At 57.6% G+C, this 19155-nt stretch carries 22 protein-coding genes; 15 read left to right on the top strand and 7 right to left on the bottom strand.

Annotated elements, in window-relative coordinates:
- The first annotated feature begins 3 nt into the window (after positions 1-3).
- Genes AC2FH2_RS03080 through AC2FH2_RS03070 form a run of 3 tightly spaced genes read left to right on the top strand, consistent with a single transcriptional unit; the run spans position 4 to position 2779 of the window.
- Positions 4-558 carry a lipocalin/fatty acid-binding family protein gene (locus tag AC2FH2_RS03080; RefSeq protein WP_496822818.1) on the top strand — a complete coding sequence of 185 codons (555 nt, stop codon included), beginning with the start codon at positions 4-6 and terminating at the stop codon, positions 556-558.
- Positions 558-2024 carry a carnitine 3-dehydrogenase gene (locus AC2FH2_RS03075; RefSeq protein ID WP_496822817.1) on the top strand — a complete coding sequence of 489 codons (1467 nt, stop codon included), beginning with the start codon at positions 558-560 and terminating at the stop codon, positions 2022-2024. The genes AC2FH2_RS03080 and AC2FH2_RS03075 overlap by 1 nt, the downstream gene beginning before the upstream one ends.
- Positions 2021-2779 (top strand): SDR family oxidoreductase, encoded by a 759-nt coding sequence (locus tag AC2FH2_RS03070; RefSeq protein ID WP_496675922.1) that lies wholly within the window; start codon positions 2021-2023, stop codon positions 2777-2779. The genes AC2FH2_RS03075 and AC2FH2_RS03070 overlap by 4 nt, the downstream gene beginning before the upstream one ends.
- Before the next feature lies 1 nt (position 2780).
- Here AC2FH2_RS03070 and AC2FH2_RS03065 read toward each other — a convergent pair whose 3' ends face one another.
- Positions 2781-2963: a hypothetical protein gene (locus AC2FH2_RS03065; RefSeq protein WP_271947417.1), complete on the bottom strand. Its 183-nt coding sequence runs from the start codon at positions 2961-2963 to the stop codon at positions 2781-2783.
- 79 nt (positions 2964-3042) lie between these two features.
- A complete protein-coding gene (locus AC2FH2_RS03060; RefSeq protein ID WP_142633438.1) occupies positions 3043-3912 on the bottom strand; it encodes a helix-turn-helix domain-containing protein in 870 nt (289 codons plus the stop codon).
- Positions 3913-4019: 107 nt separating this feature from the next.
- Between AC2FH2_RS03060 and AC2FH2_RS03055 the strand changes: the two genes are divergently transcribed.
- From AC2FH2_RS03055 to AC2FH2_RS03045, 3 genes are read left to right on the top strand one after another with little or no spacing between them, the layout of a single operon-like run.
- Entirely contained in the window at positions 4020-4223 is a 204-nt protein-coding gene (locus tag AC2FH2_RS03055; RefSeq protein WP_271947413.1) for a DUF2061 domain-containing protein, read from the top strand.
- A complete protein-coding gene (locus AC2FH2_RS03050) occupies positions 4216-5100 on the top strand; it encodes a fatty acid desaturase (protein ID WP_496822815.1) in 885 nt (294 codons plus the stop codon). Before AC2FH2_RS03055 ends, AC2FH2_RS03050 begins: the two co-directional genes overlap by 8 nt.
- A 21-nt stretch (positions 5101-5121) precedes the next feature.
- Positions 5122-6024: an EamA family transporter gene (locus tag AC2FH2_RS03045; RefSeq protein ID WP_496712936.1), complete on the top strand. Its 903-nt coding sequence runs from the start codon at positions 5122-5124 to the stop codon at positions 6022-6024.
- On the opposite strand, the gene AC2FH2_RS03040 is transcribed toward AC2FH2_RS03045, so the two are convergent.
- The 3 genes from AC2FH2_RS03040 to AC2FH2_RS03030 form a co-directional block, all read right to left on the bottom strand.
- A complete protein-coding gene (locus AC2FH2_RS03040; protein ID WP_281994523.1) occupies positions 6021-7394 on the bottom strand; it encodes a DEAD/DEAH box helicase in 1374 nt (457 codons plus the stop codon). The two genes, AC2FH2_RS03045 and AC2FH2_RS03040, sit on opposite strands and share 4 nt — an antisense overlap.
- A 184-nt stretch (positions 7395-7578) precedes the next feature.
- Positions 7579-8520: a glycosyltransferase family 2 protein gene (locus AC2FH2_RS03035; protein ID WP_281971992.1), complete on the bottom strand. Its 942-nt coding sequence runs from the start codon at positions 8518-8520 to the stop codon at positions 7579-7581.
- 18 nt (positions 8521-8538) lie between these two features.
- Positions 8539-10146, bottom strand: a complete 1608-nt coding sequence (locus AC2FH2_RS03030; RefSeq protein WP_281971993.1) for a peptide chain release factor 3 — start codon at positions 10144-10146, stop codon at positions 8539-8541.
- Between the two features lie 109 nt (positions 10147-10255).
- Between AC2FH2_RS03030 and AC2FH2_RS03025 the strand changes: the two genes are divergently transcribed.
- The 8 genes from AC2FH2_RS03025 (at position 10256) to AC2FH2_RS02990 (ending at position 17656) form a co-directional block, all read left to right on the top strand.
- Entirely contained in the window at positions 10256-10618 is a 363-nt protein-coding gene (locus AC2FH2_RS03025) for a nuclear transport factor 2 family protein (RefSeq protein WP_142633450.1), read from the top strand.
- Between the two features lie 74 nt (positions 10619-10692).
- Positions 10693-11472, top strand: a complete 780-nt coding sequence (locus tag AC2FH2_RS03020; RefSeq protein WP_496728527.1) for an SDR family oxidoreductase — start codon at positions 10693-10695, stop codon at positions 11470-11472.
- Between the two features lie 2 nt (positions 11473-11474).
- The gene (locus tag AC2FH2_RS03015; protein ID WP_496728525.1) at positions 11475-12587 is read left to right on the top strand and encodes a DNA alkylation repair protein; all 1113 of its coding nucleotides are present in this window, start codon (positions 11475-11477) and stop codon (positions 12585-12587) included.
- A 90-nt stretch (positions 12588-12677) separates the two neighbouring features.
- Positions 12678-13724, top strand: a complete 1047-nt coding sequence (locus AC2FH2_RS03010; RefSeq protein ID WP_496822814.1) for a methyltransferase domain-containing protein — start codon at positions 12678-12680, stop codon at positions 13722-13724.
- An 80-nt stretch (positions 13725-13804) separates the two neighbouring features.
- A complete protein-coding gene (locus AC2FH2_RS03005) occupies positions 13805-14890 on the top strand; it encodes an ABC transporter ATP-binding protein (protein WP_496822813.1) in 1086 nt (361 codons plus the stop codon).
- A 121-nt stretch (positions 14891-15011) separates the two neighbouring features.
- On the top strand, positions 15012-15794 hold the full coding sequence (gene surE, locus AC2FH2_RS03000) for a 5'/3'-nucleotidase SurE (RefSeq protein WP_496822812.1): 783 nt from the start codon (positions 15012-15014) through the stop codon (positions 15792-15794).
- Positions 15791-16441, top strand: coding sequence for a protein-L-isoaspartate(D-aspartate) O-methyltransferase (locus AC2FH2_RS02995; protein WP_496712946.1), 651 nt, complete (start codon positions 15791-15793; stop codon positions 16439-16441). The genes surE and AC2FH2_RS02995 overlap by 4 nt, the downstream gene beginning before the upstream one ends.
- Before the next feature lie 63 nt (positions 16442-16504).
- Positions 16505-17656 (top strand): peptidoglycan DD-metalloendopeptidase family protein, encoded by a 1152-nt coding sequence (locus AC2FH2_RS02990; protein WP_496822811.1) that lies wholly within the window; start codon positions 16505-16507, stop codon positions 17654-17656.
- Between the two features lie 63 nt (positions 17657-17719).
- On the opposite strand, the gene AC2FH2_RS02985 is transcribed toward AC2FH2_RS02990, so the two are convergent.
- Both AC2FH2_RS02985 and AC2FH2_RS02980 read right to left on the bottom strand, forming a co-directional pair.
- Positions 17720-18391, bottom strand: a complete 672-nt coding sequence (locus tag AC2FH2_RS02985) for a helix-turn-helix transcriptional regulator (protein ID WP_496822810.1) — start codon at positions 18389-18391, stop codon at positions 17720-17722.
- A 21-nt stretch (positions 18392-18412) separates the two neighbouring features.
- A complete protein-coding gene (locus tag AC2FH2_RS02980; RefSeq protein ID WP_142633465.1) occupies positions 18413-18718 on the bottom strand; it encodes a hypothetical protein in 306 nt (101 codons plus the stop codon).
- Positions 18719-18937: 219 nt separating this feature from the next.
- On the opposite strand from AC2FH2_RS02980, the gene AC2FH2_RS02975 reads away from it, so the two are divergent.
- Positions 18938-19153 (top strand): twin-arginine translocase TatA/TatE family subunit, encoded by a 216-nt coding sequence (locus tag AC2FH2_RS02975; RefSeq protein ID WP_142633467.1) that lies wholly within the window; start codon positions 18938-18940, stop codon positions 19151-19153.
- The last annotated feature ends 2 nt before the right edge of the window (positions 19154-19155 follow it).

Genomic DNA, 19155 nt, shown 5'->3' with positions numbered 1-19155 from the left:
GCCATGTTCCGCCGAGTTCTTTCATGGGTAGTTGGATGCTTGCTCGTTGGATTGATTCCAACGTGTGGCTTGGTAGACAATGAGGGCTTTCGAGCACGTCAATTTAATATTCAACCCGTCGAAGCGGTGAACTGGTCGATCTTTGACGAACCGTATTTTGAGGTTGCTGCGTCCAGACGCAAAAGCAAGGGCAAGCAGCGGCTTTTTGTGAGGCTTGAGGGACAGCCATACCCTAGCTATCAATTGCGTGACCCGGACCGGACCGAATGTTTTGGGTACATCGCAGGAGCAAGTGATTGCTTTGAAAACCACCTGAGCGTGCCTACCCGGCGATCCGAGTCTGCACTTGAATATGACATCACTGCCGCAAGCCCCTCAAAGTTTCACATCATCTACGTGGGTGACGGGGAGCAGATGGTTGTATTGGCCCGCCCAGATAGGTCGTTTGCAGTTGTACTGAGCAGAGATTTAACGATCACACAAAATCAACTGACGATTGCGCGTGACGTACTGAGCGAAAATGGGTTTGACCCTCAAGAGTTGAAAGTAGTGAAGTGATGACAAAAACAGCAGCAATCATTGGCGGCGGAGTTATCGGCGGCGGATGGGCCGCGCGGTTCCTGCTGAACGGTTGGAACGTTCGGGTATTCGACCCGGACCCGGAAGCCGAGCGTAAGATCGGAGAAGTTTTGGACAATGCGCGCCGCTCGCTACCGGGGCTGAGCGACGTCCCGTTGCCGCCTGAAGGTGCGTTGTCATTCCATAACGATATGGCCGATGCAGTGCAGGGTGCTGCTTGGATTCAGGAAAGCGTGCCGGAACGGCTGGACCTGAAGTTGAAGGTTTACAAGGGCTTGCAAGAGGCTTGTGATCCGGGAGCGATCATCGGGTCCTCAACCAGCGGGTTCAAGCCGTCAGAGTTACAGGAGGGCGCGCTGCGCCCCGAACAGATCGTGGTGACGCACCCGTTCAACCCGGTCTACCTGCTGCCGCTGATCGAACTGGTGCCAACTGGTGCGAACCCGCAGGAGATGATCGAACGGGCGCAAGAGGTCCTGAAATCGGTCGGGTTCTTCCCGCTGCACGTCAAGAAAGAGATCGACGCACATATCGCTGATCGGTTCCTTGAGGCCGTCTGGCGCGAGGCGCTGTGGCTTGTCAAGGACGGCGTCGCCACGACCGAGGAAATCGACGAGGCGATCCGTATGGGGTTTGGCATCCGTTGGGGGCAGATGGGTCTGTTCGAAACCTATCGTGTCGCCGGCGGCGAGGCTGGGATGCGGCATTTCATGGCGCAGTTCGGCCCGGCACTGAAATGGCCCTGGACCAAGCTGATGGATGTGCCCGAATTCACTGACGAGCTTGTGGATCTGATTGCGGATCAGTCGGATGCGCAATCAGGCATGCATTCGATCCGCGAGCTGGAGCGTATCCGCGACAACAACCTCGTGGGGATGATGCGCGCACTCAAGGCGCAGAACTGGGGCGCGGGGGCGGTGCTGAACCAGCATGATGCTCTGCTGAAACCGGGTGCGCTGCCATCATTGGAGCAAGCGGATCTGAGCCAACCGATCCTGACTCTGTCTCGTGCCGTGCCTTTGGATTGGACCGATTACAACGGTCATATGAACGAAGCCAAATACCTTGAGGCCTTCGCCGCCGCCACCGACCGGTTCATGGAGATCATCGGCTGCGATATGGAATATATCTCGTCCGGGGGCAGCTATTTCACTGCGGAAAACCACATTCGTTACATGAATGAGGTCCATGCGGGCGCAAAGATTGAGGTGCGCACCCAGATGCTGTTGGGGCAGGGCAAGAAACTGCACGTGTTCCACAGCATGTATAGCGGTGAGACGCTGCTGGCGACCGGGGAGAGCTTTTTGCTGCATGTCAGCCTGGAAACACGCCGCCCCAGCCCGCCATCGCCCAGCATTGAGGCCGCTATGGCCCGCATCGCCGAAGCGCAGGCCGGATTGCCTTATCCCGAAGGGGCCGGGGTTGCGATCCGGAAACCCTCATGACCTGCCGGGTGTTGGTGACGGCTGGCGCTTCGGGTGTTGGTCGGGCTATGGCAGAGGCGTTTGATGCGGCCGGGTATGATGTCTGGATCACAGATATTGATCGGGCGGCGCTAGATGGCGTGCCGGATCATTGGACAGCCCACCATGCTGACGTGTCGGATGAGGGTGATATGCATGCCGTGTTCGCCGCGATTTCTGATGCGGGTGGTCTGGATTCGCTCTGCGCCAATGCGGGAATTGCCGGGCCAACCAGCGCAATCGAGGATATCGACCTGAATGATTGGCGTAGCTGCGTAGCGGTCAATCTGGAGGGGGCGTTTCTGGCGGCCAAATACGCCGCGCCGCTGATGAAATCCGCCCGGGCGGGCAGCATCATCCTGACCTCATCCACTGCGGGGCAATATGGCTATCCCTTTCGTGCGCCCTATGCCGCGGCCAAATGGGCGGTGATCGGATTGATGAAAACACTGGCGATGGAGCTTGGCCCTCACGGCGTCCGCGCCAATGCGATTTGTCCCGGCGCGGTGGAGGGCCCAAGGATGGAAGGCGTTCTGGCACGCGAGGCGGCGACCAAAGGCATGAGCCGGGACGAGGTCTATCAGGGCTATGCCTCGGGCACGTCCATGGGTCGTTTCGTCGAAGCGCAGGACATCGCCAATATGGCTGTCTTTCTGGCCTCTGGCGCGGCGCGGTTGGTGTCGGGTCAGGTGATCGCGGTGGATGGTCACACGGTCAATCCCGACCCGAAACTGTAACCTAGCCCTGGTTGGGGCCTCGGATCTGGCGGATGGTCTGACGAACGGCTTGCCAATCGCGGGCTTGCTTAGCGTTCCCGGCGGCCTCGCATTCGCGCATTTTCATCGCGGCTTCTGCCTCGGCCTGGTCACCGTGCGCCGTGTACAAAGCCCGTGCATATTGGGCTGTTTTCAGTGCGTCCATTCCTGTGGTCCTCCGTCTGTGGTCGGAATGCCCGAAAGTTCGCGCCCGGCGACGATACCACAGGTTGTACGGGGATGCATCACATGTCGCGGGAAATCGCTGCTCTGAGCTGTTGCAGGTGCTCTGGAAAGTCCCGTGCGGTCACGACCGCCTCGCGAACCAGAGTGTCGAAATGGCGGCTGAAAATTTCAATCCGGTCGCGATCGCGAAAGGCCATGTAATGGCTTCCTGCGTAAAACACGCAAAGAAGTGGACCGAAAATCGTTACGGGAGCCGAATATAGCCGTTTGGCATCGAACAGATAGATACGCAGCCGTGGGTAGAGCTGTTCACACAACTCCAAAAGGTGGTCAATCTGATCCAGCCGCTTGCGAAGGCTAAGGCCTTGATAATAGCCGGTTGCATGCGCAAAGCTGTCGATTTCGTACATCGGCATTGCGATCTCATAATCGGACTGGGCGCTGCGCATCCAGGTCAGTCGATCTTCGGACGCACCTATGGCCTGATCTGCCGTGCGCCCCAGATGCGGTGCGTATTCCCATTCCAGAACGGTGCGGGTCTTGAGCATGTCGGGCAAGGTCGCAGGAACATATCTGATTTTGTAACCCGCTGCCTCTTGGTGCCACTCGAATATGCGCTCGTCTACCAGGGCGCGGGGGGCCTCAGTCATGCTCAGTGACAAAGCCAGCAACTCGGCCGCGCTTTCCGGCCGGTCAGACAGGCTCAGCAACCAGTCCGCCGAAACACCCAATGCCGTCGCGCAGCTTCCGACAACATGGGCATTCGGCAACCGTGCCCCGTGATCGGTCAACAGTTGCGATACGGTTGAGCGGTCAACACCGATCTGGCGCGCGAGGGCGCTTCGGCTGATTTGGCGTTCTTCCATTGCGCGGGCCAGGCGCAAACGGAATTGAGCCGCACGGTCGCGTTTGTCTATTTTATCCTGCATGTGGTGATAAATATCATGTTTGATGAGTTTTGTTAATCATATTCAGAATGTTCAACCTAATCGATGGGCCGTAATTCTTAAGCCATAACAATATTATGGGTGACGGAATGGAAACACGGCGCAGATCGGTCGTGAAAGCGGTTGTGTGGAACATGATGGGCCTGATCATCATGTCGGTGATCGGGTTGATCGCCACAGGATCCGCCGCGATTGGCGGAACACTGGCCGTGGTGAACACAGCAATCGGTCTGACGCTCTATGTGATTTATGAGAGGGTCTGGGCGGGCATTTCCTGGGGCCGCAATGCTTGAGCGTTCGGGCCCGGAATGGGGCACTTTCACGCTGATGCTGGCCTGTTATGCTGCCTGGCTGGCCGTGATCTTCTTCCTGCCCATCTGGTTAGCGGTTCCAGTGATGGGCGCGGTGGCCGCGTTACATTCATCATTAACGCATGAGGCGCTGCACGGGCATCCTTTTCGCACCAGATGGATGAATGAGGCGCTGATGGCGCTGCCTTTGAGCTTGTTCATCCCATATCAGCGGTTCCGAGACTTACATCTGGCCCATCATCGGGATGCAACGCTGACCGATCCCTATGATGATCCTGAATCAAACTATCTGGACCCAAAAGTTTGGTCGGGGCTAGGCCATTGGCACAGGCGGTTGTTATCGGTGAACAATACTCTGCTGGGGCGGATCGTTTTGGGCCCTGCAATCGGACAGGTTGCCTTTGTCAGGGACGAGTTGCGAGGGGCCGCGCGTGGCGAATGGGACATATTGCGCGCATGGGCTTTGCATATGGCAGGCGTGGTTGCGGTTATCTGGATCGTGACCTTGTCGCCCATGCCGGTCTGGGCCTATGTCCTGTCCGCGTATTTGGGGCTTGGCCTTGTCAAAATACGCACTTTTCTGGAACACCGTGCGCATGAAGATGTGGGGGCAAGAACCGTTATCATCGAAGATCGCGGGATACTGTCTTTTCTGTTTTTGAACAACAATTTACATGTAGTTCATCATCTGAACCCGCGTACCCCCTGGTATCAACTTCCGAAGATCTACCAGCAGGGTAAAGAGGGCTATCTGGCCACGAATAAGGCCTATGTATACCCTTCATATGCCGATGTTTTCCGGGCGTATTTCTGGAAGGTAAAAGACCCGGTGGCGCATCCGCTCTGGCCAAAGGGTTGATTTGCGGCCACAAAAGGCGGCATGAGCCTCTGGATACCTGTCACTATCGCCGCCGCAACGTTTCAGACGGTGCGGTTCATGCTGCAAAAATCGCTGAGCAGTGTAAAGCTGACGGCCGCCGGGGCGACATTTGCCCGGTTTGCCTATTCAATCCCGCTGGTTCTAATCGCTCTGATCGTGGCGCTGCAGTTGACGGGGTATTCCTTGCCACCGTTGACCGCCCGGTTCTGGGTGTTTGCCACTATTGGAGGAACGGCTCAGATCCTTGCCACGATCTGTGTCGTCGCCTTGTTCAAACAGCGCAATTTTGCTGTCGGCATAACTTTTAAGAAAACCGAAGTAATCCAGACCGCCATCGTTGGTTTTCTGGTCCTGGGCGATCAGGTCTCGTCCTGGTCGCTTGGTGCGATCTTTCTGGGGCTGACGGCTGTGTTGCTGCTGTCGAAAAGTCCCGGTGGAGACGGGGCGTGGTGGCGACATCTGACGAACCGGGCCTCGCGGCTTGGCCTGGGATCAGGTGTGCTGTTTGCGTTTTCCTCGGTCAGTTATCGGGGTGCCTCGCTTGAACTGGGCGAGATTGATGCGTGGTTTCGGGCACTTGTGACGCTGGCAGTCGTTGTCTCGCTCCAGTTCGTCAGCATGGGCCTGTGGCTGTTGTGGCGAGACAGGGCCGAGCTGCGCGCCGTGTGGCAGACACGCCGAACAGGCGTATTTGTCGGACTGACCAGCCTGTGCGGATCGTTCTGCTGGTTCTTGGCATTCACCTTGCAAAACGCCGCCTACGTCAAGGCTCTGGGGCAGGTCGAGCTGATCCTCAGCCTGTTCGCGTCGATCTTGTTTTTCCGCGAAACCATTACCCGGCGCGAGATCGCCGGGATGACGTTATTGGGCGCATCAATTCTGGCGTTGGTTTTGTCTATTTAACCCGTGCGGCGTTCGTCGAAGCTGAGCGCGATAAAGCTGGGCAGGTGATCGCCCATTCCCACGACCGAAGGACCGTTGTCAGCGCGCCGTCCACGGCCTCTGACTTCTTTATCCTTCTTGCGATCTTCTCTTTTATCGTCGCTTTTGGGGGCCTCTGTTGGCCGGACTTCTGTTGGCCGGGCCTTTTTCTCGGGCTTTGGCCTCTCGGGTTTCGGCTCTTCCTTTACCGGATTGTCCAAGCGAGGAATTTCTTTTTGAATCAGCTTCTCGATCGCGGCCAATGCTTTTTCATCGCGTCCCGAACAGATAGTGATCGCTTTGCCTTCGCGTCCGGCGCGACCTGTACGGCCGATCCGGTGCACATAATCCTCGGGGTGGCCGGGGACGTCGAAATTGATCACATGACTGACCGAGGGCACATCCAATCCGCGCGCTGCAACGTCCGAGGCGACAAGCAGGCGTAGTGTTCCGTCACGGAAACCGTCCAGTGTTTTCGTCCGTTGTGACTGATCGAGATCGCCATGGATCGCGGCAGCATCATAGCCGTATTTCTTCAGCGATTTCGCACAGATATCCACATCGGTCTTACGATTGCAGAAGATGATCGCGTTGGTGCATTTTTCGCCCTCGGAGTCGATCAGCGAACGCAGGACCTGGCGCTTGGCGCTGGCCTCGCGGTCACGGCGACCACCTTTGAACATGACCACACTTTGCTCGATGGTTTCCGAGGCCGTTGCCTGACGGGCAACTTCGATCCGGGTTGGGGCCGACAGGAATGTATCGGTGATCCGCTCAATCTCGGGCGCCATGGTGGCTGAGAAGAACAGCGTTTGGCGTGTGAACGGCGTCAGCGAAAAAATGCGTTCGATATCGGGGATAAAGCCCATATCCAACATTCGGTCGGCCTCATCCACCACCATGATCTGGACGCCGGTCAACAGCAGTTTGCCGCGTTCGAAATGGTCCAGCAGACGACCCGGTGTAGCGATCAGAACGTCGACGCCACGGTCGATCAGCGCATCTTGCTCCTTAAAGCTGACGCCGCCGATCAACAGCGCTTTGGTCAGTTTCAAGTGCTTTGAGTAGGTATCGAAATTCTCGGCCACTTGCGCGGCCAGTTCCCGCGTCGGGCACAGCACCAGCGACCGCGGCATGCGCGCACGTGCGCGGCCACGGGCCAGCAATGTGATCATCGGTAGCGTGAAGCTGGCGGTTTTGCCTGTACCGGTCTGGGCGATACCCAGAACGTCCTTGCCCTCAAGCGCGGGTGGGATTGCGCCTTCCTGGATCGGTGTTGGCGTTTCGTATCCGGCTTCCTCAATGGCTTTGAGGACCTTCGGGTTCAGGTTCAGTTCGTTAAACTTTGTCATGTATGTCCGGTTGTTGCGGACACTAAAACCTGGCCCGCGCGTAAAGAAAGTGCCGGGCCCGGATGGCCATGCGATATTTTGTGCATTTCGGCTTGGCGGGACATAACAAAATCACGGGGCAGGGTCAAATGAAGTCACTTTTATGCTGCGACACCGGCTGACCATGCGGATTTATCGCAACAATTCAGGTACTTCCGGGGAAATGTTTCGCGACTTTTCCATCCAAATCCAGCGGATGGTACTTAATCAGCCCAAACTTTTCGAGGCGGGTGCGAACTTCTTGGTCGGCACCACTGATTTCATCATAGAAAACCCGCAGGCCGTGAGCCCCATCTTCTTTTTCGATCCAGCTCAGTAATTCATTCATGTTCATCCCGCCTTGTTCGCGCGGAACATTGGGTGACATGCCTGGCTGATACGAGCCCTTTTCGAACCGGAACCGATAATGGGCTAGCCAATGATCCCAGTCAGGTGCATGACGGTGGCATAGATCAACCTGGGGCAGCTCGACCTTGGTCGGGAGGATTTCGCCATCCTGAAACAGATTGTGAATCCGGAAATTGATCTTAGGTAAGCCTTTGCGAACAAACAGCTTACCCTGAACATGGCTGAGGAATCCAGCAAGAACAAATCCGCCAAAATTCGGATATAGTGCCTGAACGATCCCATCACGGCCCTGACCAGCGGGGATATAGGCTTTGTACAGGTCTTCGGTTCCGCCCACGGGCTCGATCGGACGAACGCGCACCGCTGGGATATGTTGCGGAATCTCCGCTAATATCGCGCCAAGGTCGGATTGCGGCCAGAGGAACTCGTCCAGATCAATATGGGCAAGCCAGTCGACCTCAGCCTTTCTGTAAGTAAAGCTGGCATTTGCGGTTTGCCGGACCTGATGTTTGTCGGGCCTCTCGCGCTTTCGGTTCGCCCAGTACCCTTCGTCGCAGTTGCGTATTTCGATCCGTGGGTGGCGGTTCAGGGCGTTGAACGCAGCCGGGCAGGGCTCGTCCAGATACAGATACATCCGGTCGGCCCCGAGATCGAGGTGATAGGCCGCAAACCGAAGTATGTCCGGGGCCGAGCCCCGGATCGTTGATACAATGCCCCAGCTTGGGACATTATCCGGCATATGAAGCTCGTGACCCTGTCACGCCATCATCTCTTTGGTGGCGGTCAGGTTCAGGTCGGGATAGTCCCGCACGACCCGGTCGATGTCCCACTGCAGGCGAGTCAAATAGACGATGTCGCCGTCATGATCATGAGCGATGTGCTGCTTGTTGGCATTGACGAATTTCTCGACCTCAGCTTTTTCACCGCTGACCCAGCGGGCGGAGGTGAACTGAGACGCCTCGAACCGTACCGGCAGGCCGTATTCCATCTCAATCCGGCTGGCCAGAACCTCGAATTGCAGCGCGCCAACGACGCCGACGATAAAGCCCGATCCGATCGACGGTTTGAACACCTTGGCCGCGCCTTCCTCGGCGAATTGCATCAGGGCTTTTTCCAGATGCTTGGCTTTCATTGGATCGCCTGGTCGCACGGTCTGCAGCAGTTCCGGCGCAAAGGAAGGGATGCCGGTTACCCGGATCGCTTCGCCCTCGGTCAGCGTATCGCCGATGCGCAGCTGGCCGTGGTTTGGGATGCCGATGATGTCTCCGGCCCAGGCCTCTTCGGCCAGTTCCCGGTCGGATGCAAGAAACAGCACAGGGTTCGAGATTGCCATCGGCTTTTTCGATCGAACATGGGTCAGCTTCATGCCGCGTTTGAAATGGCCCGAGGCCATGCGCACAAATGCCACCCGGTCGCGGTGCTTGGGGTCCATGTTTGCCTGAACCTTGAAGACAAATCCGGACACTTTCTTTTCTTCCGGTGCGATCTGGCGGGGTTCCGCGGACTGTACCTGTGGCTGTGGACCATAGGCGCCGATGCCTTCCATCAGTTCCTTGACGCCGAACGAGTTGATCGCCGAGCCGAACCAGATCGGGGTCATGTGGCCTTCCAATACCGCTTGGGGGTCAAGCGCGGGCAGCAATTCGCGTGCCATCTCAACCTCTTCCAGCAGCTTCTCAAGCAGGTGCTCGGGCACATGTTCAGCCAGCTTGGGGTCGTCCAACCCGTTGATCTGGATGCTTTCGGCCACTTTGTTACGGTCAGCGCGGTCCATCAGCTCCAGCCGGTCGCGCAGCATGTCGTAACAGCCGATAAAGTCGCGGCCTACTCCAATCGGCCAGGCAGCGGGCGTGACGTCGATGGCCAGCATTTCCTGAATTTCGTCGATGATCTCGAACGTATCGCGGCTTTCGCGGTCCATCTTGTTACAGAAGGTCAGGATCGGCAGGTCGCGCAGGCGGCAGACCTCAAACAGTTTCTGGGTCTGGCTTTCCACACCTTTCGCGCCGTCGATCACCATCACGGCCGCGTCCACAGCGGTCAGAGTGCGATAGGTATCTTCCGAGAAATCGCTGTGGCCGGGCGTGTCCACCAGATTGAACCGGAAGTTTCCATAGTCGAAGGACATGGCCGAGGCTGAGACCGAGATCCCGCGATCCTTCTCCATCTGCATGAAATCCGAACGTGTCCGCCGTGCCTCACCCTTGGCGCGTACCTGACCGGCCATCTGGATGGCGCCGCCATACAGCAGGAACTTTTCCGTCAGGGTCGTCTTGCCCGCATCCGGGTGCGAGATGATGGCAAATGTCCGACGCCGGGCGATCTCGGGCGGCAAGGTGGGTTGGTTCGTGGCGGTATCAAGCATAGTCGCGCGTATAGGCGGGGAATTCTGCCGAAGCAAGACAAAGAGGCTGGTTCGAATCGTCTGCCTGTGGCAATAAGAACATATAGTGAACAAATAATGGAGAGGATCAATGAATTTGAAAGAAATCGCCGATGAGCTGGTGGCGGGATGCCGGGAAAACCGGGCCAAGGCCAATCTGGATAAGCTGTATGCGGCAGATGCCGTTTCGGTTGAGGCCGTCGATGCATCCGGTATGGGACGCGAGGCGCATGGGCGCGACGCGATCCGTGGCAAGCACGATTGGTGGGAGAGTTCGACCGAAGTGACGGGCGGAAACGTCAGTGACCCGATGGTGCATGGCGAAGACCGTTTTGCCGTGATCTTTGAGGTGCAGGGCAAGTTCAAGGAAAGCGGTGAGAGCTTCGATATGCGCGAAGTTGCGCTGTATCACGTCGCGGATGGCAAGATCGTACGGGAAGAGTTCTTCTACTAACCCCTTGTCATCAATCTGTCTTCCCTGTCTGCTGGGTGCTAGACATGCGGATAATCACAGATGGGGAGGAACAGATGGATCTGGGAATTCGAGGAAAGCGCGCGCTGGTTTGTGCCAGCAGCAAAGGGTTGGGTCTGGGCTGCGCCGAGGCTCTGGCGGCGGCTGGTGTGAATCTGGTGATGAACGCGCGAGGGGCCGACGCGTTAGAGGCTGAAGCCGCGCGTTTGCGCTCGGAATTTGGTGTCGATGTGCAGAGTGTTGCGTGTGATGTGACCTCAGAGGAGGGGCAGGCACAAGTGATTGCTGCCGCGCAGGCCGTTGATATTCTTGTGACAAATGCCGGTGGTCCGCCTCCGGGTCTGTGGTCGGATTGGCAGCGTGACGACTTCATCAAGGCGTTGGATGCCAACATGCTGACCCCGATTGCCTTCATGAAGGCCCTGTTGCCCGGCATGATGGATAAGGGCTGGGGCCGGGTGGTGAACATCACCTCGCAATCCGTACGTGCGCCGATTGCCGTTCTTGGCCTGTCTAATGCCGCACGGACCGGGCTAACCGGATATGTGGCCGGAACGTCCAGGCAGGTCGCGCCGCATGGTGTGACAATCAATAACCTGTTGCCGGGGATACATGCGACGGATCGGGCGGATTCTCTGGACGGTGGTGTGGCTGCGCAGCAAGGCATTTCCGTTGACGAGGCACGCGCGCAGCGTGAGGCAACCATCCCCACGCGCCGCTATGGCTCGCGGCAGGAGTTTGGGGCAACCTGCGCGTTTCTGTGTTCGCAGCATGCGGGCTTTATCGTCGGCCAGAACATCCTGTTGGATGGTGGCGCGACCAATCTGACGATGTGACCATGGCGCAAGGGTTTTCACTGAAGGATCAGTTGTTTAATGCAGAAAAGACCGGCTATCTGGCGGCGCTTTTTGCCAAGGCTGATCCAGGGTTCGATGCACAGGCGTTTCAAACGCAGGTGATGTCACGCCTTCTCGAGCTTGAGTTGAAAGAGCGGATGGCGTGGATCGCCGAATGCCTGCAGCAACAGGTTCCGGGTGAGCTGCCAACTGTCGCTCCGACCCTTTTACGAGCCTTGCCGCCGCCGCTGGATCCGAACAAGACCGACGACGATTTTGGCGATTTCATCTTTGCGCCGCTGGGGGATTGGGTCGTGAATGTCGGCCTTGATCACCCCGACCTCGCGCTGGACGTGCTGGCTGAACTGACGCAGAGGTTTTCGATGGAATGGGCCATTCGCCCATTTCTCAATCGCCACCCCGAACACGTCATGGAGCGGCTGGAGGATTGGTGCGGACATGACAGCTATCACGTGCGGCGTCTGGTGTCCGAAGGAACCCGCCCGCGTTTGCCATGGGGGCAGGCGGTGGGGCTGGAATTAACAGATCCGCTGCCTCTGCTGGATCGGCTACATCAGGACCAAACGCGCTATGTGACGCGGTCGGTGGCCAACCATCTGAACGACATCTCCAAAAAAGACCCGGATCTGGTACTGGACCGCCTGCAGGGCTGGTCTCGTTCACAGCGTCAAGACGCGGACGAGCTGCGGTGGATGACCTCTCATACCCTGCGCGGTCTGGTTAAGGCCGGGCACCCACGCGCGATGAAGATGCTGGGATATGACCCTGATGCCGATATACAGGTCTCGGTTATGGTAAATGGGCAGGCAAAGATTGGTGGCGCGCTTGAGTTTGATGTTTCATTGGCTGGTGAGGCGAACCAACCCGTTTTGATTGATTATATCATCCATTTTCAAAGACCTGGCGGCAAAAAATCGGCCAAAGTTCACAAGCTGAAACAGGCCGCGCTAAGGAATGGAAACCTGACCTTGAGCAAAAAGCACAAGCTCAAAGGCGATGCGACCACGTTCAGGCTTGTTCCCGGCGCACATCTTCTGGAGATTCAGGTGAATGGCCGGGTGCGCGCGGATCTGGATTTTGAGCTGCTGGGCTAGCTCAACCTTTCGTCAGATTGCTCGGCTTTTGATTGCACGGTGCGCGGTGCTGGGTTAGCTCAACATCAGTCAGATCAGGGGATGACAGCGATGAAGCATGAATCGGTGCAGAACTATTATGGCGAGGTCCTGCAAAGCAGCGCGGACCTGCAGACCAACGCGTGTTGTACGCCCGACGATATGCCGGATCATCTGAAAAAGATCCTCGCCAAGGTCCATGATGACGTGCTGACCCGCTATTACGGCTGCGGGCTGATCGCGCCGCTGGATCTGGAAGGGATGAGGATCCTTGATCTTGGCTGTGGCGCGGGTCGGGATGTATACGCCCTGTCTGCCATGGTGGGCGAGAAAGGGCGCGTGGTCGGCGTGGATATGACGCCCGAGCAGTTGGATATCGCCCGCGCGCATCAGGATTATCACGCCGAAACCTTTGGATATGCCCAAAGCAACGTGGAATTCCATCACGGCTACATCGAAAAGCTGGATGAACTGGACTTAAAGGCGGGGTCTTTCGATATCATCGTTTCGAACTGCGTGATCAACCTGGCCACCGATAAGGAGGCAGTTCTGTGCGGCGCGCACCGCCTGCTTAAGGACGGCGGAGAGATGTATTTCTCGGACGTTTATGCGGATCGTCGCGTACCGCAGGCAATGGCCGAGGATGAGGTTCTGTATGGCGAGTGTCTGTCCGGTGCGCTGTACTGGAATGACTTTCTGTCGATGTCTCGCAAAGCCGGTTTCGGCGACCCGCGTCGAGTCACGCACCGCCCCTTGACCATCGAAAACCCGGTTCTTGAGGACCGCGTGGCACCGCTCAAATTCCTGTCAGCCACCTATCGTCTGTTCAAGTTACCTGCGTTGGAACCCGCCTGCGAAGATTATGGTCAGGCCGTGATCTATATGGGCACTGTGCCCAATGCGGCGCACATATTTGAGCTGGATGACCACCACGCAATCGCGACGGATAAGGTGTTTCCGGTGTGCGGCAACACATGGATGATGCTCAAAGACACGCGGTTTGCGCGGCACTTTGAGTTCATCGGTGATTTCTCAACCCATTACGGCATCTTCGAAGGCTGCGGTGGTGAAAGCCCATTTGAGGCGACCGGGCAGGCCGAAACGGGCGGCTGCTGCTGATCCCTTGCACCCAAAGGGAGGGGTTGCTATCCCCGCCCAAGCCCGATTGATTTGATCGGGTAAGGCTACGGGGTCCATCGGTGACAGTAAACGCAACTCCTCCGCGTCTGGAAATTCGCAATCTGGTCGCCCGGTACGAAGGTCGGGTGGTGGTTGATGACGTCTCGCTGACCGTGCAAGCGGGGCAGGTGACATGCCTGTTGGGGCCGTCAGGGTGCGGCAAGTCGACGACGCTGCGGATGATTGCCGGTGTCGAGATGCAAGAGACAGGCCAGATCTATGTCGATGGCAAGCTGATCTGCGATACGGTGTTCCGTGTCCCGCCTGAGCGGCGCGAGATTGGCCTGATGTTTCAGGACTTTGCCCTGTTCCCGCATCTTAGCGTAGCTGACAATGTTGCCTTTGGCCTGAAGGGTAGCAAAGATGAAAAACGCGCACGCGTGGATGAGTTGCTGGCCAAAGTCGACCTGATGCGTTTCGCAGACAGCTTTCCACATCACTTGTCGGGCGGTGAGCAACAGCGGGTGGCTCTGGCGCGCGCATTGGCCCCACGCCCCCGGATCATGTTGATGGATGAGCCGTTTTCGGGGCTCGATAACCGGTTACGCGATGGAATTCGGGACGAAACTCTGGCGATCCTCAAGGAAGAGGACGCCGCTGTCCTGTTGGTTACCCATGAACCCGAAGAAGCAATGCGTATGGCCGATGAGATCGCCCTGATGCGCCGTGGCAGAATCGTTCAACAGGGTGCGCCTTACAACGTCTACACCCGTCCTGCGGACAAAGCTGCAGTTGCATTCTTTAGCGATATAAATGTGTTAGGCGCGCAAGTTAACGGAGCTTTGGCTGATACCCCATTTGGTCAGTTTCTCGCTCCGGGCGTGCCGGATGGCACGAATGTCGAGATTGTGTTTCGGCCTCAGCACATGCGTTTGGATTTCGACCGCAACGGCAAGGGCCCATTGCCGACAGCAACAGACGGCGTTGCCGCGCGTGGCGTGGTGGAACGGGCGCGTTTTCTGGGCAACGAAAGCTTGATTGAATTCCGTATGGACTATGATGATTCAATCTTGAAAGCGACCGTTCCCAACGTGTTTGTCCCGCAAGCGGGGCGGGTCATGTGGCTGACCATTCGCCGCGATCGGTGCTTTGTATTCCCCAAATAGGGTCTAAAACTGCAGTTTAGGCGCAAGTGGTGCGTGAAAGCCTCAGATTGCACCTGCGGGTTGCTTGCCGCAGTGCGGGGCTGGGTCTATCAAGGAAAAAACGCTGCGGTGGATGGGGCATATGCGTATTCTTTTAACCAATGATGACGGTATCAATGCGCCGGGACTTATCGCACTCGAGGCGATTGCTGCCGATCTGGCCGGACCGGGCGGAGAAGTCTGGGTCGTTGCGCCCGCTTTCGAGCAATCCGGCGTGGGGCATTGCATCAGCTACACGCACCCGATGATGGTTGCCAAGCTGGGAGAACGCCGTTTTGCTGCGGAAGGATCACCAGCTGATTGTGTCTTGGCTGGTTTGCACGATGTGATGAAGGACGCGCCACCCGACCTGGTATTATCTGGTGTGAATCGTGGGAACAACTCGGCCGAGAATACGCTGTATTCTGGCACAGTCGGGGGCGCGATGGAGGCGGCCCTGCAGGGGGTTCCGGCTATTGCCCTGTCTCAATATTTCGGTCCGCGCAATTTGGGGCTGGATGACCCGTTCGAATCCGCGACCCGATTTGGTGCTGAACTGGTACGTAAGATACTGGGCGCGGCGCCGGCAGAACAAGGCGATTACCGTTTGTTTTACAACGTCAATTTCCCCCCAGTGCCTGCGAATGAAGTACTGGGCACCCGGATTGCCCCTCAGGGTTATCGGCGTGACACACATTTCTCGGTCGAGCCGCACAGCTCACCTTCGGGGCGGCGGTTTCTGTGGATCAAGGGCGGGTATCAACACAACCCGACTGCACCTGGGACGGATGCTGCCGTCAATCTGGCAGGCTATATCTCGGTCACACCAATGCGTGCGGATCTGACGGCGCATGACGCGCTGGAAGCGTTAAAGTCGATCGAATGAGCGGACTGGACCCTGAAACAACCATGCAGTTCCTGTTTGCCCTGCGCTCGCGCGGGGTGACGGATGCACGCGTGCTGGCAGCAATGGAGCAGATAGATCGCGGCAGATTTGTCAAAGGCCTGTTTGCAGAACGCGCCTATGAGGATACGCCGCTGCCGATTACGTGCGGCCAGACGATCAGCCAACCGTCTGTCGTTGGGCTGATGACGCAGGCGCTGGAAGTACGTCCGCGTGATACCGTGCTCGAGATCGGGACGGGATCGGGCTATCAGGCCGCGATCCTGTCGAAACTGGCACGCCGGGTATATACGGTCGAGCGTCATAAGCGACTTGTGCGCGAAACCGGCCAGTTGTTCCGTGATTTGGGGCTGACGAATGTGACGGCAATGTTGTCGGATGGTTCGTTTGGTTTGCCCGAGCAAGCCCCGTTTGATCGTATCATCGTGACCGCAGCTGCCGAGGACCCGCCCGGGCCGCTCTTGGCGCAGCTCAAAATCGGCGGTATCATGGTCTTGCCGGTGGGGCAGTCGGATACGGTCCAGACGTTGATCAGGGTCCGACGCACCGAATCCGGTTTGGACTATGACGAATTGTTGCCTGTCCGTTTTGTGCCCTTGTTAGAAGGGCTTGGGAAGGATGGAGCTTAAAGGAATATTCTGCAAAATGCGCCGGAACCCCGATGAACAAGGGCAGGTGTCGAGGACAATAAAATGAGAGCAGTTTCCAAATCAGCAATGCGCCGCTGTGCGTTAGGAGTGGCTAGCCTTGCAATCCTGGCTGGGTGCGAAGGGCCGCTGGACTATGATCTTCGCGGACAGGTAGGCGGTTTTTCCACCGCCGAAGCAGCACAGTCGGCGACGACCAACCGGCCCGCACCGGATGCCAGGGGTGTCATCACATATCCGACCTATCAAGTGGCGATTGCTCGCCGCGGCGACACTGTCAGAGACTTGGCCGCAAGGGTTGGCTTGCCTGAAGGAGAGCTGGCGCGTTTCAATGGTCTAATGCCTACAGATACCCTGCGCGAGGGCGAAGTTGTGGCACTGCCCCAGACGGTCGGTTCCGCAAGCTCTGTCGATATTGCGACGATAGCTGGTACGGCAATCGACGAGGCCCCCGCAAATGGCTCGGTCCGTACATCAACGCTTGAGCCCGCAAAACCTGCGGCGGCACCGGCACCAACCGGTCCCGAACCGATCCGCCACAAGGTGAAACGTGGTGAAACGGCATTTACAATTTCACGCCTCTATGACGTTCCCGTTGAGGCGCTGTCAGACTGGAATGGATTGGATTCCGATTTTACCGTCCGCGAAGGCCAGTTCCTTCTGATCCCGGTGAAAAGCCAATCCGCACCGCGCAAAGCTGCTGTGCCTGCAACGAATGTGACACAGCCCGGCCAGGGGTCTCCGACACCGACGCCGCCCAGTGCTACGCAGCCTTTGCCCGACGAAACCATTTCCCCGGCCACTCCGGCGCCTGATGTGACCGCCGAGGCACCAACAAACCAAAGTAATTCGGCGCTTGGGCTTCCTGTGAACGGTACGATTATCCGCACCTATCAAAAGGGAAAGAACGAGGGGATCGACATCGCAGCGGCCGCAGGATCGCCTGTAATGGCGGCAGAGGCGGGAACTGTTGCGGCGATCACTGCTGATGCAGATCAGGTTCCGATCATCGTTGTTAAACACAACAGTGATCTGCTGACCGTCTATGCCAATGTGGCAGATATCACGGTCAAGAAAGGGGAGCGCGTGCGACGAGGGCAGAAGATTGCCTCGCTGCGGAGCGGGGACAACGCCTATGTCCATTTCGAAGTGCGCAAAGGCTTCGAATCTGTAGATCCAGAGCCCTATCTGAAATGATAAGAATGGCCCCGTCAGGGCCATGCCGCTGGCAGGGATAATCCCAACCCGATGACGGCAGGGTTAAGCGTATGGGTCGTAATCGCTCAGACGCTTTCCCGGCTCGTCTGCAAAAATCTCGGGCAGGGGAAGGACGGTTTCGATCAGGTCAATTCGGAAGACCCGGAAACCATCGCGGAGTTCACACCAGGAAGTCAGCGTCCAGACTCGTCCCCAATACTCCATATGCAATGGCCGAATGGTGCGCTCGGTCAACACGCCGTCGATCCTGCGGTAACTCAGACGTAATTTTTGTCGTGATTTGATGGCGGCGCGGATCGGGGCCATATGCGCCAGCCCGCGTGCGGCATCGGCAAAGGGGTATACCGCAAATTTCCAGCTGTCAGCCTCGGCAATCACCTGTGTCGGCAGCACGGCGTCGATCTTTTCAGCCAAAGACTCGGCGGCGGTTTTCAAGTCGGGGTCGGCGGCCTCGGCCACGATTGCCATGCCAAGGTTCAGCGCTTCCAGTTCGGCCGGGGTCAGATTCAGCGGGGGCAGGGTGATCTGCTCACGCACCATATAGCCCACGCCGCGCTCACCTTCGACCGGAACGCCCGAGGCGGCCAGCGTATCCATGTCGCGATAGATCGTGCGGACCGACACCTCGAGCCGATCCGCAATGTCCTGCGCACGGTGCAAGCCACCGTCGCGCAGGATCTGAATAATGTCGAACAGACGATCAGTACGGCGCATGACACGCCGCTCTGACCGGGGTTATGCGGTCATGTTCCATAGCACGTTCTCGTGGCGCATCTGCATGCCTTCGGGGTTGATCGCTGCGATCAGTGCGGGCGCAAAACCCTGCTGCGGGAACTGCGCAGCTGCGTCCTGTGCGGCCTTCATATCGGTCCAGATCACGTAGTCAGTCCAGCGCCCGTCTTCGCCTTGACTGAGTTGACGATGGGCAAACCCCGGAGCTGCGCGTACAAAGGCTTCGGACGCTTGGCTGAGTTTTACAAACTCTTCCGGGGTTGTCCCGTTGGCGAGGGTGAAGGTGACGATTTCTGCAACATGGGTCATGTGAATCTCCGTTGACCAGGTTTCGATACCGCCTACCTAGCCCCTATCAACTGACACAAACCTGTCAGTTGATCAATCCGAGGCCGTAAAAAACATCGGATCGGATCAAATTTGAACGCAGATTTGAACCAACTCACTTTTGCAGGCGGGCCAGCGGGCGTAGACACGGACCCAGATCACATTTCCGGCGTACGGCGCCGACGTTATAGGAGAAGAGAGATGCTCAACAATATTGGCCTTCCCGGCATTCTGCTGATCGCAGTTGTGGTTCTGGTGCTATTCGGCCGTGGCAAAATCAGCTCGTTGATGGGCGAAGTGGGCAAAGGCATTACGTCATTCAAGAAGGGCGTCAAAGAAGGCGCAGAGGAACTGGATCAGGACGCATCCGAGCTGGCCAAAGACGTCACGCCCGAGACCGACAAAGACAAGGTCTGATC

It is taken from the genome of Ruegeria sp. YTSA105 (genome assembly GCF_059610225.1).
Note: the sequence above shows the minus strand (reverse complement) of the source record. Positions and strands in the feature narration are given on the sequence as shown.

Coding starts and splice junctions, on each gene's coding strand:
- AC2FH2_RS03055 (WP_271947413.1), top strand. CDS start 4,020: ATGGAAACACGGCGCAGATCGGTCGTGAAAGCGGTTGTGTGGAACATG.
- AC2FH2_RS02985 (WP_496822810.1), bottom strand. CDS start 18,391: ATGCGCCGTACTGATCGTCTGTTCGACATTATTCAGATCCTGCGCGAC.
- AC2FH2_RS03045 (WP_496712936.1), top strand. CDS start 5,122: ATGAGCCTCTGGATACCTGTCACTATCGCCGCCGCAACGTTTCAGACG.
- AC2FH2_RS03070 (WP_496675922.1), top strand. CDS start 2,021: ATGACCTGCCGGGTGTTGGTGACGGCTGGCGCTTCGGGTGTTGGTCGG.
- AC2FH2_RS03010 (WP_496822814.1), top strand. CDS start 12,678: ATGAAGCATGAATCGGTGCAGAACTATTATGGCGAGGTCCTGCAAAGC.
- AC2FH2_RS02990 (WP_496822811.1), top strand. CDS start 16,505: ATGAGAGCAGTTTCCAAATCAGCAATGCGCCGCTGTGCGTTAGGAGTG.
- AC2FH2_RS02995 (WP_496712946.1), top strand. CDS start 15,791: ATGAGCGGACTGGACCCTGAAACAACCATGCAGTTCCTGTTTGCCCTG.
- surE (WP_496822812.1), top strand. CDS start 15,012: ATGCGTATTCTTTTAACCAATGATGACGGTATCAATGCGCCGGGACTT.
- AC2FH2_RS03065 (WP_271947417.1), bottom strand. CDS start 2,963: ATGGACGCACTGAAAACAGCCCAATATGCACGGGCTTTGTACACGGCG.
- AC2FH2_RS03035 (WP_281971992.1), bottom strand. CDS start 8,520: ATGCCGGATAATGTCCCAAGCTGGGGCATTGTATCAACGATCCGGGGC.
- AC2FH2_RS02980 (WP_142633465.1), bottom strand. CDS start 18,718: ATGACCCATGTTGCAGAAATCGTCACCTTCACCCTCGCCAACGGGACA.
- AC2FH2_RS03060 (WP_142633438.1), bottom strand. CDS start 3,912: ATGCAGGATAAAATAGACAAACGCGACCGTGCGGCTCAATTCCGTTTG.
- AC2FH2_RS03020 (WP_496728527.1), top strand. CDS start 10,693: ATGGATCTGGGAATTCGAGGAAAGCGCGCGCTGGTTTGTGCCAGCAGC.
- AC2FH2_RS02975 (WP_142633467.1), top strand. CDS start 18,938: ATGCTCAACAATATTGGCCTTCCCGGCATTCTGCTGATCGCAGTTGTG.
- AC2FH2_RS03015 (WP_496728525.1), top strand. CDS start 11,475: ATGGCGCAAGGGTTTTCACTGAAGGATCAGTTGTTTAATGCAGAAAAG.
- AC2FH2_RS03030 (WP_281971993.1), bottom strand. CDS start 10,146: ATGCTTGATACCGCCACGAACCAACCCACCTTGCCGCCCGAGATCGCC.
- AC2FH2_RS03050 (WP_496822815.1), top strand. CDS start 4,216: ATGCTTGAGCGTTCGGGCCCGGAATGGGGCACTTTCACGCTGATGCTG.
- AC2FH2_RS03025 (WP_142633450.1), top strand. CDS start 10,256: ATGAATTTGAAAGAAATCGCCGATGAGCTGGTGGCGGGATGCCGGGAA.
- AC2FH2_RS03075 (WP_496822817.1), top strand. CDS start 558: ATGACAAAAACAGCAGCAATCATTGGCGGCGGAGTTATCGGCGGCGGA.
- AC2FH2_RS03080 (WP_496822818.1), top strand. CDS start 4: ATGTTCCGCCGAGTTCTTTCATGGGTAGTTGGATGCTTGCTCGTTGGA.
- AC2FH2_RS03040 (WP_281994523.1), bottom strand. CDS start 7,394: ATGACAAAGTTTAACGAACTGAACCTGAACCCGAAGGTCCTCAAAGCC.